21 protein-coding genes and 1 pseudogene are annotated in these 12,818 nt (G+C 74.4%); 14 read left to right on the top strand and 8 right to left on the bottom strand.

Annotation, left to right across the window (positions count from 1 at the left end; all coding sequences use genetic code 11):
* Positions 1–2: 2 nt before the first annotated feature.
* From WCD58_RS21505 to WCD58_RS21515, 3 genes and pseudogenes are all read right to left on the bottom strand, one after another.
* Positions 3–419 (bottom strand): arsenate reductase/protein-tyrosine-phosphatase family protein, encoded by a 417-nt coding sequence (locus tag WCD58_RS21505; RefSeq protein ID WP_337705110.1) that lies wholly within the window; start codon positions 417–419, stop codon positions 3–5.
* Positions 412–534, bottom strand: a pseudogene (locus tag WCD58_RS21510) (ACR3 family arsenite efflux transporter); the annotation flags it as partial. The pseudogene WCD58_RS21510 and the gene WCD58_RS21505, both read right to left, overlap by 8 nt.
* A gap of 44 nt (positions 535–578) precedes the next feature.
* Positions 579–1,007 carry an ArsR/SmtB family transcription factor gene (locus WCD58_RS21515; protein ID WP_337705111.1) on the bottom strand — a complete coding sequence of 143 codons (429 nt, stop codon included), beginning with the start codon at positions 1,005–1,007 and terminating at the stop codon, positions 579–581.
* 72 nt (positions 1,008–1,079) lie between these two features.
* On the opposite strand from WCD58_RS21515, the gene WCD58_RS21520 reads away from it, so the two are divergent.
* From WCD58_RS21520 to WCD58_RS21555, 8 genes are all read left to right on the top strand, one after another.
* Entirely contained in the window at positions 1,080–1,628 is a 549-nt protein-coding gene (locus WCD58_RS21520) for an ArsI/CadI family heavy metal resistance metalloenzyme (protein ID WP_337705112.1), read from the top strand.
* A 180-nt stretch (positions 1,629–1,808) separates the two neighbouring features.
* A complete protein-coding gene (locus WCD58_RS21525; protein WP_337705113.1) occupies positions 1,809–1,955 on the top strand; it encodes a hypothetical protein in 147 nt (48 codons plus the stop codon).
* Positions 1,956–1,980: 25 nt separating this feature from the next.
* Positions 1,981–2,508: a DinB family protein gene (locus WCD58_RS21530; RefSeq protein ID WP_337705114.1), complete on the top strand. Its 528-nt coding sequence runs from the start codon at positions 1,981–1,983 to the stop codon at positions 2,506–2,508.
* Positions 2,509–2,748: 240 nt separating this feature from the next.
* Positions 2,749–3,087, top strand: a complete 339-nt coding sequence (locus WCD58_RS21535; protein ID WP_337705115.1) for an ArsR/SmtB family transcription factor — start codon at positions 2,749–2,751, stop codon at positions 3,085–3,087.
* A complete protein-coding gene (locus WCD58_RS21540; RefSeq protein WP_337705116.1) occupies positions 3,084–3,560 on the top strand; it encodes an SRPBCC family protein in 477 nt (158 codons plus the stop codon). Before WCD58_RS21535 ends, WCD58_RS21540 begins: the two co-directional genes overlap by 4 nt.
* On the top strand, positions 3,557–4,183 hold the full coding sequence (locus tag WCD58_RS21545) for a maleylpyruvate isomerase family mycothiol-dependent enzyme (RefSeq protein ID WP_337705117.1): 627 nt from the start codon (positions 3,557–3,559) through the stop codon (positions 4,181–4,183). The genes WCD58_RS21540 and WCD58_RS21545 overlap by 4 nt, the downstream gene beginning before the upstream one ends.
* A 97-nt stretch (positions 4,184–4,280) precedes the next feature.
* Positions 4,281–4,559: a hypothetical protein gene (locus WCD58_RS21550; RefSeq protein WP_337705118.1), complete on the top strand. Its 279-nt coding sequence runs from the start codon at positions 4,281–4,283 to the stop codon at positions 4,557–4,559.
* Between the two features lie 28 nt (positions 4,560–4,587).
* Complete coding sequence (locus tag WCD58_RS21555) at positions 4,588–5,184, top strand: carboxymuconolactone decarboxylase family protein (protein ID WP_337705119.1); 597 nt, start codon at positions 4,588–4,590, stop codon at positions 5,182–5,184.
* Between the two features lie 4 nt (positions 5,185–5,188).
* Here WCD58_RS21555 and WCD58_RS21560 read toward each other — a convergent pair whose 3' ends face one another.
* The gene (locus WCD58_RS21560) at positions 5,189–5,752 is read right to left on the bottom strand and encodes a TetR/AcrR family transcriptional regulator (protein ID WP_337705120.1); all 564 of its coding nucleotides are present in this window, start codon (positions 5,750–5,752) and stop codon (positions 5,189–5,191) included.
* A gap of 86 nt (positions 5,753–5,838) precedes the next feature.
* Here WCD58_RS21560 and WCD58_RS21565 point away from each other — a divergent pair, with 86 nt between their 5' ends.
* The 4 genes from WCD58_RS21565 to WCD58_RS21580 all read left to right on the top strand — a co-directional run bounded on the left by WCD58_RS21565 (position 5,839) and on the right by WCD58_RS21580 (position 8,020).
* Positions 5,839–6,492 (top strand): FAD-dependent oxidoreductase, encoded by a 654-nt coding sequence (locus tag WCD58_RS21565; protein WP_337705121.1) that lies wholly within the window; start codon positions 5,839–5,841, stop codon positions 6,490–6,492.
* Positions 6,489–7,241 carry an FAD-dependent monooxygenase gene (locus WCD58_RS21570; protein WP_337705122.1) on the top strand — a complete coding sequence of 251 codons (753 nt, stop codon included), beginning with the start codon at positions 6,489–6,491 and terminating at the stop codon, positions 7,239–7,241. Before WCD58_RS21565 ends, WCD58_RS21570 begins: the two co-directional genes overlap by 4 nt.
* Positions 7,238–7,651 carry a hypothetical protein gene (locus WCD58_RS21575; protein WP_337705123.1) on the top strand — a complete coding sequence of 138 codons (414 nt, stop codon included), beginning with the start codon at positions 7,238–7,240 and terminating at the stop codon, positions 7,649–7,651. Before WCD58_RS21570 ends, WCD58_RS21575 begins: the two co-directional genes overlap by 4 nt.
* A 93-nt stretch (positions 7,652–7,744) precedes the next feature.
* A complete protein-coding gene (locus tag WCD58_RS21580; protein ID WP_337705124.1) occupies positions 7,745–8,020 on the top strand; it encodes a hypothetical protein in 276 nt (91 codons plus the stop codon).
* Between the two features lie 14 nt (positions 8,021–8,034).
* Here the strand turns inward: WCD58_RS21580 and WCD58_RS21585 are convergent, their stop codons facing one another.
* Positions 8,035–8,889 carry an aldo/keto reductase gene (locus WCD58_RS21585; RefSeq protein WP_337705125.1) on the bottom strand — a complete coding sequence of 285 codons (855 nt, stop codon included), beginning with the start codon at positions 8,887–8,889 and terminating at the stop codon, positions 8,035–8,037.
* Positions 8,886–9,536 (bottom strand): CGNR zinc finger domain-containing protein, encoded by a 651-nt coding sequence (locus WCD58_RS21590; protein WP_337705126.1) that lies wholly within the window; start codon positions 9,534–9,536, stop codon positions 8,886–8,888. The genes WCD58_RS21585 and WCD58_RS21590 overlap by 4 nt, the downstream gene beginning before the upstream one ends.
* Before the next feature lie 87 nt (positions 9,537–9,623).
* On the opposite strand from WCD58_RS21590, the gene WCD58_RS21595 reads away from it, so the two are divergent.
* Positions 9,624–10,496, top strand: a complete 873-nt coding sequence (locus tag WCD58_RS21595) for a pyridoxamine 5'-phosphate oxidase family protein (protein ID WP_337705127.1) — start codon at positions 9,624–9,626, stop codon at positions 10,494–10,496.
* 42 nt (positions 10,497–10,538) lie between these two features.
* Here the strand turns inward: WCD58_RS21595 and WCD58_RS21600 are convergent, their stop codons facing one another.
* Positions 10,539–11,618, bottom strand: a complete 1,080-nt coding sequence (locus tag WCD58_RS21600; protein WP_337705128.1) for a CHAD domain-containing protein — start codon at positions 11,616–11,618, stop codon at positions 10,539–10,541.
* 279 nt (positions 11,619–11,897) lie between these two features.
* Positions 11,898–12,608 (bottom strand): hypothetical protein, encoded by a 711-nt coding sequence (locus WCD58_RS21605; RefSeq protein ID WP_337705129.1) that lies wholly within the window; start codon positions 12,606–12,608, stop codon positions 11,898–11,900.
* On the opposite strand from WCD58_RS21605, the gene WCD58_RS21610 reads away from it, so the two are divergent.
* Positions 12,589–12,813 (top strand): hypothetical protein, encoded by a 225-nt coding sequence (locus WCD58_RS21610; protein WP_337705130.1) that lies wholly within the window; start codon positions 12,589–12,591, stop codon positions 12,811–12,813. The two genes, WCD58_RS21605 and WCD58_RS21610, sit on opposite strands and share 20 nt — an antisense overlap.
* Positions 12,814–12,818: the final 5 nt, after the last annotated feature.

The raw sequence follows: 12,818 nt of genomic DNA on the forward strand, positions 1-12,818 counted from the left end.
GATCACAGGGTGGCGGTGGGGACCAGTTCGGTCAGCAGTTCGCGGACGCGACGGTCGATCTCGTCGCGGATCGGGCGGACCTCGTCGACGCCCCGACCGGCGGGGTCCGGGAGCTCCCAGTCGAGGTAGCGCTTGCCGGGGAAGACGGGGCAGGCGTCGCCGCACCCCATGGTGACGACGACGTCGGCGGCGTCGACATCGTCGGTGGCGAGCCTGGTCGGCACCTGCTGGGAGAGGTCGATGCCCACCTCGTCCATGGCCGCCCGGACGGCGGGGTTGACCTCGTCGGCCGGTGCCGAGCCCGCGGACCGCACGCGGACGGCGCCGGCCGCGTGGAGGTCGAGCAGGGCGGCGGCCATCTGGGAGCGGCCGGCGTTGTGGACGCAGACGAACAGGACTTCGGGACGGTCGTCAGCCATGGCGGGCCTCCTCGAGAAGTGGGCGGGACGAGAAGAGTCGACGGCGCAGCCACAGCGAGACGTAGACCAGGGCGACCAGGACCGGCACCTCGATGAGGGGTCCGACGACCCCGGCACCAGCTGGATCGGCCGGATCGCGCGAGGTCAGGTTGTCCGCGCTCACGCGTCGACCACCGGCAGCGCGTCGCGGTCAGCGGGCATCGCGGCGGGGCTGCCCGGGGCGGCGGGCACGAGCACGGCCGACAGCTGGTCCAGCAGCTCCGGGCGCACCCGGTAGTAGACCCAGGTGCCGCGGCGCTCGCCGGTGATCAGCCCGGCCTCGCGCAGCACCTTGAGGTGATGGCTGATGGTCGGGCCGGACAGGTCGAACACGTCGGTCAGGTCGCAGACGCAGGCCTCTCCTCCGGCGTGGGAGGCGATCAGCGAGAGCAGCCGCAGGCGCACCGGGTCGCCCATCGCCTTGAACACCCGCGCCAGCTCGGTGGACTGCTGGGCGGTCAGCGGCTCGCGCGCCAGCGGCTCGCAGCATCCGACGACCGCGGCGAGGTGGGCGAGCACTCGCTCCTGCGCCTCATCCTGCTTCGACATACGTCTACCTTGACATCCATCGAAGCAGTAGGCAACCTTTGATTCGACTGACATCGAAACAAGGAGGACACCATGTCTTGTGTGCAGCTCGCCCTGCGGGTCTCCGACCTGGAGGGCTCGGTCCGCTTCTACAGCCGGCTCTTCGGTGTCGAGCCGGCCAAGCGCCGGCCCGGCTACGCCAACTTCGCGGTCGTCGAGCCGCCGTTGAAGCTGGTGCTGCTCGAAGGTGAGGCAGACCGTCCGACGGTGATGGACCACCTCGGGGTCGAGGTCGAGTCGACCGAAGAGGTCAACGACGCCACCGCGCGCCTGTCCGAGCTGGGGCTGTTCACCCAGGTCGAGGACGACACGACCTGCTGCTACGCCCGCCAGGACAAGGTGTGGGTCCAGGGCCCGGGCCACGAGCCGTGGGAGGTCTACACCGTCAAGGAGGACTCCCAGGTCTACGGCACCGACGGCATCGTCGGCACGATGCCCGACGACGCCTCCGCCGAGCAGACCACCGGCCGGACCGCGTGCTGCGGGGTCACCGCCTGCTGCTCCCACGACGAGCAGGCCACCGACCCCGGCGCGACCGTGACCGAGGCCAAGACCGCCGCCGGCTGCGGGTGCGTCGCGTGACCACCGGGTCCGCGGCGACGCCGACGACCCGGCCGACCTCGCCGGCACCGCGGGCGCGGGGGCGGCGAGCCTCGGGAGCGGGAACCCGCTCGCGGTGGCCGAACTCGACGCCGGGGAGACCGTGCTCGACCTGGCTCGCGGCCACGCCGCCGAGGCGGGCGCGACGAACGTCGAGTTCCTGTGCGGGCATATCGAGGCGATCCCGCTCCCGGACGCCACTACCGCGCGCAGCTCAAGAGCGCCGGGCTGTCCGGGGTCACGATCACGCCGACGACGGCCGTCGCCACCGGCGTCTCCTCGACCGTCGTCCGGGCCTCGCGCCCCTGACCCGGCCGGGCGCACACTGCGCCTCATGGACCGACAGGCGGTTCACCAGGACCTGGAACGCGCGCGCTCGACGTTCCACGACCTCCATGCGCAGGCGACACCCGCAGCGTTGAGGCGACGCTCGAACGGCACGCGGTGGAACAACCAGCAACTGCTGTTCCACATGCTGCTCGGTTACCTGATCATTCGGGCGCTCGGGAACCTCGCGCGTGTCGTCGGACGGCTTCCGCCCGGTGTGGGCCGCGCCTGGGCGAGGACCTTGAATGCGGGGACCGTGCTGTTCGACGTCGCCAACTTCGTCGGCTCCTGGGCCGGGGGCAGCACCCTCGGACGGCGCGGGCAGATCGTGCTCTTCGACCGGGTCATCGCCGCCCTCCACCGCCGCCTCGACCGGGAGACCGACGCCGACCTCGCTCGCGGCATGCACTACCCCACCCGCTGGGACCCCTACTTCACGCCCTATATGACCCTCGTCGACATCTACGCCTTCCCCACCCAGCACTTCGACCACCACCGTCGACAGCTCACGCTCGAGCTGCCCGAACCGTCGTGACGCGATGCTCACGGCTCCGGCGTCGACGGACGTACTCAGCGTCGTGCTGATGGGGTCTCGACGGTCACCACGGTCGACTTGATGACCGCGATCGCGAGGTCGCCGACTTCGAGGTCGAGCTCCTCGACGTCGCGGCTCGAATCGCGGTCACTTCCGATCAGACCCGCTGCGCCACGGTCCCTTCCCATTCGTAGTTCGAGGGCTTCCGCGATGCCATCGGTCGTTCTAGGCTTACCGTTCGTGTCGGCTTACCAAGATACCGGGCTGGGGTTGCTGGGCGACCCCATGCGCCGCGCGATCTTCGAAACTCTGGCGCGCCGGCCCAGCTCGGTCGGCGAGCTCGCCGCACAGCTCCCGATCAGCCGCCCGGCGGTCTCCCAGCACCTCAAGGCGCTCAAGGACGGCGGCCTGGTCGTCGCCCACGCCCAGGGCACCCGACGCATCTACCGGCTCGACCCCCAGGGCGTGGCCGCGCTGCGCAGCTGGCTCGACGGCGTCTGGGAGCACGCCCTGGCCGACTTCCACAAGTTCGCCGAACAGGCCGTCGCCGATGGATCCACCACCGAGGAGCAGCCGTGACCACGCCGATCCCCGCCATCGAGGGCAAGACCACCGTGAACATCAGCCGTGACCGCGCGTTCGCGCTGTTCACCGGCTCCTTCGGCGCCTGGTGGCCCCGGCAGTACCACATCGGGCAGGCCGAGGTCGCCGACGTGATCCTCGAACCCGCCGAAGGCGGCCGCTGGTTCGAGCGCGGGGTCGACGGCAGCGAGTGCGACTGGGGCCGGGTGCTGGCCTGGGAGCCCCCGGAGCGGGTGCTGTTCACCTGGCAGATCGGCGGCGACTGGCAGTTCGACCCCGACCCGGCCCACGCCAGCGAGATCGAGGTCCGCTTCCACGCCGACGGGCCCGAGCAGACCACCGTCGAGGTCGAGCACCGCCACTTCGAGCGCCTCGTCGGCGGCGACGGTGTCCACGGCGCCATCGAGCACGGCGGCGGCGGTTGGGTCGCGCTGCTCGCCGCCTACGCCCGGATGGTCGAGAACCGGTGACCGACCCGAAGCGCCTGGCCCAGGACGACCGCGCCGAGCTGGCCGAGTTCCTGGGCGGGCTCACCCCTGAGCAGTGGGGAGCCCCCACGCTGTGCACCCGGTGGAGCGTGCGAGAGGTCGTCGCCCACGTCATCAGCTACGACGACCTCGGACCGGTCGGCTTGGCGCGACGCTTCGCGGCCGGCCGGTTCGACCCCGACCGGGCCAACCAGGTCGGCGTCGACCAGTACCGGTCACTCGCCCCGGACGAGCTGCTCGCCGAGCTGAACCGCCATCTGCGGCCGGCCGGACTGACCGCGCGGTTCGGTGGCCGGATCGGCCTGGTCGACGGGCTGATCCACCACCAGGACATCCGGCGCGCGCTCGGAGCGCCCCGCACGGTTCCGCGGGAGCGGCTCGCCGCGGCGCTGCCGTTCGCCACCATCGCACCGCCGATCCGGGCCTCCGCGCGGATCAAGCGCCTGCGACTCGTCGCCACCGACGTCGACTGGTCCACCGGCCAGGGCCCCACGGTCGACGGCCCGGCCGAGCCGCTCCTCATGGCGATCGCCGGCCGCGCCGACGCCCTCGACGAGCTCTCCGGACCAGGCCTGCCCACGCTCACCTCCCGGATCGCGGGATAGCCGGCTCTCGCCCGTCGAGGTGACCCCGAGACGAACACCCGGCGACGACACGCGCGCCGCACCACACGGACTGCGCGTCCGCCGCCATGCTCGGGTCGTGGTGCACCTGGTGCGCGTCCCACATCCCTCCGACAAGGTCCTGATCTCGCTGCGCCCCGACGAGGACGACGAGGCGGCGATCGTCGCCGTGCGCGGACGGGTGCGCGTCGCCGAGCCCGCGGTGGCCGACCGGCTCGAGCAGCTGCTCCACGCCACCGTGGCCCACCGCCGGGCCGCCGGCCTCCCGGTGACGGTCGACCTCGACCGGCTCCTCGACCGCGCGACGACCGACGTCGCCGGGCGACGCCCGGGTCCGGTGGTCGGGCAACACCCGTAGGAGCCGGCCGCGACGCGAGGATGGCGCGATGGACGAACGCCCCCTGCGCGGCCGGCCGCGACCGCTCGGCCCGCCGCGTCTCGAGCGGCTGCACCCGGCGGACCTCGACACCGACCAGGCCGGTCTCCACGCCCGGATCGCCGGCGGCCCACGACGCGCGCAGGCCCGTGTCCCGCTCGTCGACGAGCACGACCGGCTCCTCGGACCGTTCGGGCCGATGCTCCTGTCGCCGCGGATCGGCGACGCCGTCCAGCAGGTCGGCGCCGCCCTGCGCACGGATCCCGATCTGCCACCGCGCCTGCGCGAGCTCGCGATCCTAACGGTGGCCGTGCACACCGGGTGCGCCTTCGAGTGGTCGGCGCACGAAGAGGCCGCCGTCGAGGCCGGCCTGGACGACGACCAGTTGCAGGCGCTGCTCGACGGCCGCGAACCCGGCGGGCTGGAGCCCGGCGAGCTCGTCGGGCTGCAGATCGTGCACACGGTGCTCGCCGGAGGAGGTCCGGACGACGAGCTCCACCGCCGCGCCGAGTCGACGCTCGGCCGGGCGAGCCTCGCCGCGCTGGTCTGGCTGACCGGCTACTACGCCGCGCTGGCGGGCGCGCTGGCCGTGTTCCGCCCGGAGTAGGGAGTCACGGACCGAGGTCGGGGTCGGTGAGGTAGCGAGCGAGGGTCGGGCCGACCCAGGCGCGGACGTCGTCGCGGGACATCGCGGCGGCGGCCGGCGCGCCGAGCACCAGGCGCACGAACGCGAACCCGAGGATCTGCGAGCCGACCAGCGCCGCGCGCTCGGCGGGCCGGTCCACCGCGGCCGTCGCGAGCGCAGGCCCGGCCTGGTCGAGGATCACCGCGAGGAGGCGCTCGGCGGCCTCCGGGCTGGTGGCGGCCGCGCGCAGGAGCACCAGCAGCGTGGGGCTCTCCTCGAACAGGGCGAAGAAGCGGTCGACGAGGGCGTCGGCGATCTCGTCGGGCCCGAGACCGGCCAGGTCGGGCAGGACCAGCTCCGTCGCCGCCGCCTCGGCGAACAGCCCGGCCTTGTTCGTGAAGTACCGCATCACCATCGCCGGATCGACGCCGACCTCGGCCGCCACCGACCGCACGGTGACCCGCTCGAAGCCGTCGCGGGCGAACTGCCGGCGGCCCGCGTCGAGGATCGCGGCACGGGTGGCGGTCGCGTCGCGGGGTCGTGGCGTCATGCCCCGAGTATAAGTCCACGCGTGTTGACTTCGATCTCGAACCCGCCCTAGCCTTCAAGTCAACATGCGTTGACCGAGGAGGCACGGTGGAACACACAGAGGTCGTCGTGGTCGGCGGCGGGCCGACGGGGATGACGGTCGCGGGCGATCTCGCCCGGGCCGGACGCTCGGTCGTGGTGCTCGAACGCCGCCCGCAGCCGCACCCCGCGAGCCGCGCGTTCGCGACCATGCCCCGGACGCTCGAGCTGCTCGACAGCCGCGAGGTCGGCGGGCGCAGCATCACCGACCAGCTCCTGGAGCAGGGCGCCACGGTGCCGCAGGTGAACCTGTGGCCCGGCGCCGCGGTCCGTCTCGCCGACCTCGACTCGCCGCACCCGTACGTGCTGGTCGCCCCGCAGACGGTCGTCGACGGCCTGCTCGCCGACCGCGCGCAGGCCGAGGGCGCCACGGTGATCCGCGGCAGCGAGGTCGTCGACATCGACCAGGACGCCGACGGGGTCACCGTCACGACGGCGGACACGTCGTGGCGCGCGTCGTACGTCGTCGCCGCCGACGGCGCCCACAGCACGGTCCGCCGGCTGCTCGACATCGGCTTCCCCGGGCGGGCCGTGCTCTCGTCGGTCGTCCTGGCCGACGTGCTGCTGGAGCACCCGCCCACCGGGCCGGGGCTCACGCTCGGCACCACCCCGGAGGCGTTCGGTTTCCCGCGCCGTACGGCAACGGCTGGTACCGGTCGATGACCTGGGACCGCCACCGGCAGCTGCCCGACGACGCGCCGGTCGACGACGCCGACGTGTCCGCGGTGCTCGACCGCGCGATGGGCCGCGACGTCGGCGTCCGCGACGTCGGATGGCGCTCGCGGTTCCACTGCGAGGAGCGCCAGGTCGTCCGCTACCGCCACGGCCGCGTCCTGCTCGCCGGCGACGCCGCCCACGTGCACTCGCCGATGGGCGGGCAGGGCATGAACACCGGCATCCAGGACGCGATCAACCTGGCGTGGAAGCTCGACGCCGTCCTCGCCGGGGCCGACGACGCCGTGCTCGACAGCTACCACGACGAGCGCCACCCCATCGGCCGCCGCGTGCTGTTCCAGAGCGGGGCGATGATGCGCGCGGTCACGCTGCGCCCCCGCCCGGCGCGGGCCGTCCGCGACGCCGTCAGCGGGCGACTGTTGCGCTGGCGCCCCTCCGCCGGCCTCATCGCCGGGAGCTTCTCCGGCGTCGGCCTGCGCTACGCGCGCCGTCGCGGCGACCACCCGCTGGTCGGGACCCGCGCCACCACGATCCCGCTCACCGAGGGCACCGTCGCCGACCGCCAGCGCGACGGACGGTTCCTGCTGGTGCGCGAGGCCGACCGACGCGACGACGGGCCCGCCGTGCTCGTCCGCCCCGACGGCTACATCGCCTGGGCCGGCGCCGGCGACGACTTGCGCCGCGCCCGCGACGCCTGGACCACCCCGCAGACCCACCGATCGGAGGCCACACGATGACCGTCAAGGTGCTCCAGACCGGGCTCGACCCGGACCTCATCGACTACGGCGCGCCCGAGTTCGCGCGCTTCGAGGGCCTGACCCCCGAGACGCTGCGCCAGGCGAACGACGACAACGTCGCGGGCCTGCGCGCGGCCGGCTACGACGTCGACAACATCCTCATCGACTTCGGCGAGACGGCGGTCGACGTCATCCGCGAGGCCGTGCGCGCGACGCCCTACGACGCCGTGCTCATCGGCGCCGGGGTGCGCCTCGTCGCCTCCAACACCCTGCTGTTCGAGGCCCTGGTGAACCTCGTCCACACCGAGCTCCCGTACGCCCGGTTCGTGTTCAACCGGTCGCCCGAGTCCACGCCCGACGACATCGCACGGTGGTTCGCCTCCCCGGAGGCCACGGCCCCGACGAGGTGATGTCCGCCGGTGCGGCGCCTCCCGCCCGGTGTGACCGACGAGGCCGTGCACCGCGGCGGATCTCCCCCCGGCGGCGAACTAGGCTCGGCGACCGTGAACGACACAGCGGTCGATCGGGAACGGCTCGCGATCACGGCTCGGTCCGTCGCGGCGAACACGGAGGTCCTGGAGGACGGCCGGCTGGACGCCGACGGCCGCGCCCGTGTCGCCCAGCTCGCGGAGCAGCTGGGCGGCGAACCCGGTGTGGCGGACGAGGCGTCGGTGTCCGCGGCCGCCGGCGAGCTGCGGACCCTTCTCGCGTCCAGCGACGGCGACACCGAGCACACGTGGGTCGTGTGGCTCGATGACGCCCTGGCCGGCGGCGAGTGACCTCCCGCGCAGGGTCAGCGGGCTGATCCGCCCGGGTCGTCGGGCACCGGACCGATCCGGCCGGCGTCGTCGGGGACGTGGAGCGTCGCGATCGCGGCGTGGTCGTCGGCGCTGAGGCGGAGGTCGGCCGCGGCGCGGTTCTCGGTGATGCGGCCCGGGGTGTCGGACTTCGGGATGACGATGCGCCCCGCGTCGAGGTGCCAGCGCAGCACGACCTGGGCGGGCGTCGCGCCGAGCCGGTCGGCGATCCCGTGCAGGACCGGCTCGTCGAGCACCGAGCCGCGCCCGAGCGGGCTCCAGGCCTCGGTGACGATGCCGTGGGCGTCGTGCAGGGCCCGCATCTCGTGCTGCTGCAGGTGCGGGTGCAGCTCGATCTGGTTGACCGCGGGCACGGTGCCGCCGAGCTCCAGGATGCGGCGCAGGTGACCGGCGCGGAAGTTCGACACCCCGATCGTGCGGGCGCGGCCCTCCTCGCGCAGCTGCTCCATGCCGTCCCAGGTCTGCACGCACTCGGCGAGCGCGTCGGTCGGCCAGTGCACGAGGTAGAGGTCGACGTACTCGAGGTCGAGCCGGTCCAGGCTGGCCGCGGCACAGTCCAGGGCGTGGTCGCAGCCCTGGTGGCCGTTCCAGACCTTGGTGGTGACGAACAGGTCCTCGCGCGGGACGCCGGACGCGGCGATCGCGCGCCCGACGCCGTCCTCGTTGCCGTAGACCGCCGCGGTGTCGATGCTGCGGTAGCCCTGGGCGAGCGCCTCGGACACCGACGCCTCGGCGTCGCGGGCTTCGGAAACGCCGAAACCCAGCTGCGGCATGCGGACGCCGCTGTTCAGCGTGATCGTCGTGTCGGCGCGGCCGAGGATCTCGGTCATCGGGTGTCCTCCCGGGTCGCGGTGGTCGATGGGCGGTGGCGCCGGTAGTGGCGGGCGACGCGGGCGCGGTTGCCGCACCCGGCGGAGCACCACTCCCGCCGGGGGTGCTGCTGGGTGAAGTACAGGACGCACCCGGGCCCGTGGCAGGCGCGCAGCAGGGACGCCTGCTCGCCGGCGAAGAAGGCGGCGCCGCCCTCGGCGAGCCCGGCCACGAGGACCGCACCCGGCGCGGCGTCGCCGTGCACGACCCGCCGCGGGCTCTCGCCGTCGGGCCACCGCAGCGAAGACCAGGTCGGCGCGGCGGCGCAGGCGCGGTCGAGCACCGCGAGCGCGACCTCCCGGTCCGGGAGCGCGGCACCGGCGGGTCGGTCGTCGCCGGTGGTGTCCGCGGCGAGCCGGCGCAGGGCGTCGCGGAGCCGGCGGAGATCGTCGGCGGCGGCGTCGAGGCCGTCCGGGCCCGGCTCCCGCAGCCAGTGGTCGACCGTCGGCGGCCGCGGCGGGAGACGGTCGTGGACCGCGCGCCACCAGCCGAGGGCCAGCGCCGGGGTGCCGAGGGCGTCGTGCACGCCGTCGCGGTCGGCCCAGACGGTGTTCATCAGCTCGACCGGCAGCTCCTCGCCGAGCAGCGGCGCCGCGGTCCCGTCCATGACCACCACCGTACCCGTTCCTAATGGTTGACAGTATCTCTAACGTTAGAGAAGACGACCAAGCGTTAGCCGGACGAGGAGAGCCTCATGACCGCTTCCGACCTCCGGGGCTTCCACGACGGGGAGCTCGCGGTGCAGCAGCGCGCCGGCGTGCGGAGGGCGGCCGACCGGCTCGAGGGCATGCTCGACGCGCCCGCACTCGACGGCGGCGCGGGACGCTTCCTCGGTGAGCGGACCTTCGCCGCCCTCACCGCACACGACGCCACCGGCCGCCTGTGGACGTCGCCGCTGACCGGGGCGCCGGGATTCCTCGAGACCCTCGGATCGTCGACGCTGCGGGTGGCCGCGGGTCCGGGCGTCGGCGACCCCCTCCACGCCCTGCCGGCCGGCCAGCCCGTCGGCATGATCGCGATCGAGTTCTCCCGGCGCCGCCGGTTCCGCGTCAACGGCACCCTCACCGCGGTGGGCGAGGACCTCCTCGTCGAGGTGGACCAGGCCTACGGCAACTGCCCGCAGTACATCCACCCGCGCGTCCTCGAGACCGGCGCCCCCGGCGACGTCGCCCGGGGACGACGGGGCGACGGCCTCGACGCGCAGGACACCGCGCTGATCGGGCGCGCCGACACGTTCTTCCTCGGCACCGTCCATCCCGAGCGGGGCGCCGACGCCTCGCACAAGGGCGGACCGGCCGGCTTCGTGCGCGTCGAGGACGAGCGCACCCTGTGGTGGCCGGACTACGCGGGCAACAACATGTTCAACAGTCTGGGCAACCTGGTGGTCGACCCCGCCGTCGCCCTGCTGTTCGTCGACTTCACGACGGGCGCGACCCTGCAGCTCTCCGGCACCGCGCGCCTCGACTGGCACACCGACCCCGACGTCGAGGGCGGCACCGGCCGCCGGGTGGTGGTCAGGGTCGACGCCGTGTCCCGCGATGGCCGGGTTCCCCTGCGCGCCGCGTAGCCCGCCCCTTCGCCGAGGGATCGACACCACGCGTCGTTCTGATCAGGCGGCGTCCGCGAGCCCCTTGCGCAGCTTGGGCCGGGTGTACGCCGCGACGGCGGCCGCGAGCGCCTCGTCGGCGACCGCCCGGCGCGCGCCCGCCTCGGCGTGCAGCACGCCGTAGGTGAAGCTCGGCTCCCCCGCGCGGTGGGCCAGGTCGGCGAGGTCGACCAGCCAGTGCGCGACGGCCTCGCTGCGGCGCCGCTGCTCGAGCGCGCCGGCCAGCGCGTCCGCCGCGTCGGCGAGCTTGCGGGCCTGCTTGCCCAGCACGGCACGCGAGACCCGGGCGGTGGTCGCGACCGTGTGCGCCGCCGTCACGACCGACGCCAGGTCCGGGTCGGGCGCCTCGACGACGGCGTCGGCGGCCTCGCGGGCCGTGGCGTCGACGTCGGCGAGCGCGCGGGCCAGGACCCGCACCGTCTGCTTCGGCTTGCGGCCCCCGATGGGCGCGGTGAGCACCAGCTGGTCGGCGTGCGCGAGCAGGCTCGTCCACTCGGGCTGCGCGAGCATCGCGGTGACGGCGTCGCGGCGCTCGGAGGTGCGCGCGGCGACGACGATCCCGACCCGTGCCTCGACGGGTCCCTGGCGCAGGGTGGGGTCGAGGTCCTCGAGGAGCTCCTCGAGCACGTCGACGGTGCCGTCGAGCGCGCGGACCTCCTCGACGGTCGAGCGTGCCCACGCCAGCTCGGCGCGCAGCGCCGGGAGCTCGCCGCCCTCGATGAGCGGCGCGAACCCGGTGACGACGGCCTCCAGGTCGGCGAGCGCCTCCGCGAGGCGCTCCACGTCCGGCTCGTCGGGACCGCCCGTGGCGGGGGCGGGCTCGTCGTCCGGCGTCTCGTCCTCCGCGGCCGGGACGGTCACCGACGACCCGCCGTCCGCGCCGAAGTCGCCGTCGCCCGCGGTGTCGGTCTCCTCGGTCTCCTCCACCTCCGCCACGACCTCCGCCGGAGGCGCGGTGTCCGGTTCGACGGCCGCATGGAGAGCGGCGACCCGGTCACGGATGGCGGCGAGGACGACGGTGGAGGCGGAGACGGTGTTCGACACGGCCCACACATACCCCAACCGCGCGGCGCGTGCGCTCACGGGGCCGACGGATCCTCCGTGTTCACGAGCAGGCCACCTCGCGTCCGGGGCTCCGGAGGGGAGTACTGAACGGCGATGGCACCACAGTCGGTCTGGAGCGGGGCGATCACGTCCCGACTCGTGACCATCCCGGTCGGCCTCCACAGCGCGACCGGGCGATCCGATGCCGAGCGAGGACGTGGTCAAGGGCCGCGAGGTCGAGGGCGAGATCGTCGTCGTGGAGCCCGACGTCGAGCTCCCCGGCCAGACGCAGCACAGTGCTCGCGCCCTGATGCCCCATCACCCGCCACGCACCGCCGGGCCGGTGTCGTCGCCGCCGGCCTCCGGCTCGTCGCCGGCGGACTCGGCGTCCTCGCCGCCGGATCGTGCTCCGTTCTCGGCCTCGGGCGCGCCGCCGGCTCCGGCGTCCGCCGCGTCGTCGGCACCGGCGGCTCCGCCCTGGCCGGCACCGCCCGCGGCCGGCGCAGCGGGAGCAGCCGGACGCGCATTGCTCCCCGACCCGCCCCGGCCCGAGCCGGACGTTCCGGAACCGGCCGACGCACCACCTGCGCTCGCCGGTGAGCCGGCACTGCCCGGGCTCGCTCCCGCACCCGCCTGGCCGCTGTCGGCGACCGGGGCCACGCCGGCCGGGGCCGGGGCCGAGGGCGTCGACGACAGGCCCGACCCGAGGGCGATCGCCCCCGCGGCGGCCGCGGCGACGAGCACGGTCGCCACCACGCCCCGCTTCGCGTAGCGCGTGACCTTGCTGCGGTCGATCCCGGTCTGGTCGGGCGAGGGCTCGTAGCCCCGCGGCACCTCGTCGACCGCCTGCCACTGCGTCGGGACCCCGTCGTTGCTCGCCGGCGGGGTGTACGGCCGGGCCACCGCACCGACCTGTTTCGTGGGCGGGGTGTACGGGCGGACGACCGCCCCGACCTGCTGGGTCGGCGGCGTGTAGGGACGCACCGCCGCGCCGACCTGCTGGGTCGGCGTGTACGACCGCGGCGGCACCCCGACCTCCGCCGTGTTCGTCCGCGGGATCGCACCGATCTGCGCCGCCGGCGTGTACGACCGCGGCGGCACCCCGACCTCCGCCGTGTTCGTCCGCGGGATCGCACCGATCTCCGCCGTCGGCGTGTGCTGCCGCGGCACCCCGACCTCCGGCTCCGGCGAGCTCGACGGCCTCGCCTCGGGCACCGGGGCCCGCCACCGGTAGTGGAG

This window comes from Actinomycetospora flava (genome assembly GCF_037400335.1).
Classification (GTDB): Bacteria; Actinomycetota; Actinomycetes; order Mycobacteriales; family Pseudonocardiaceae; genus Actinomycetospora; species Actinomycetospora flava.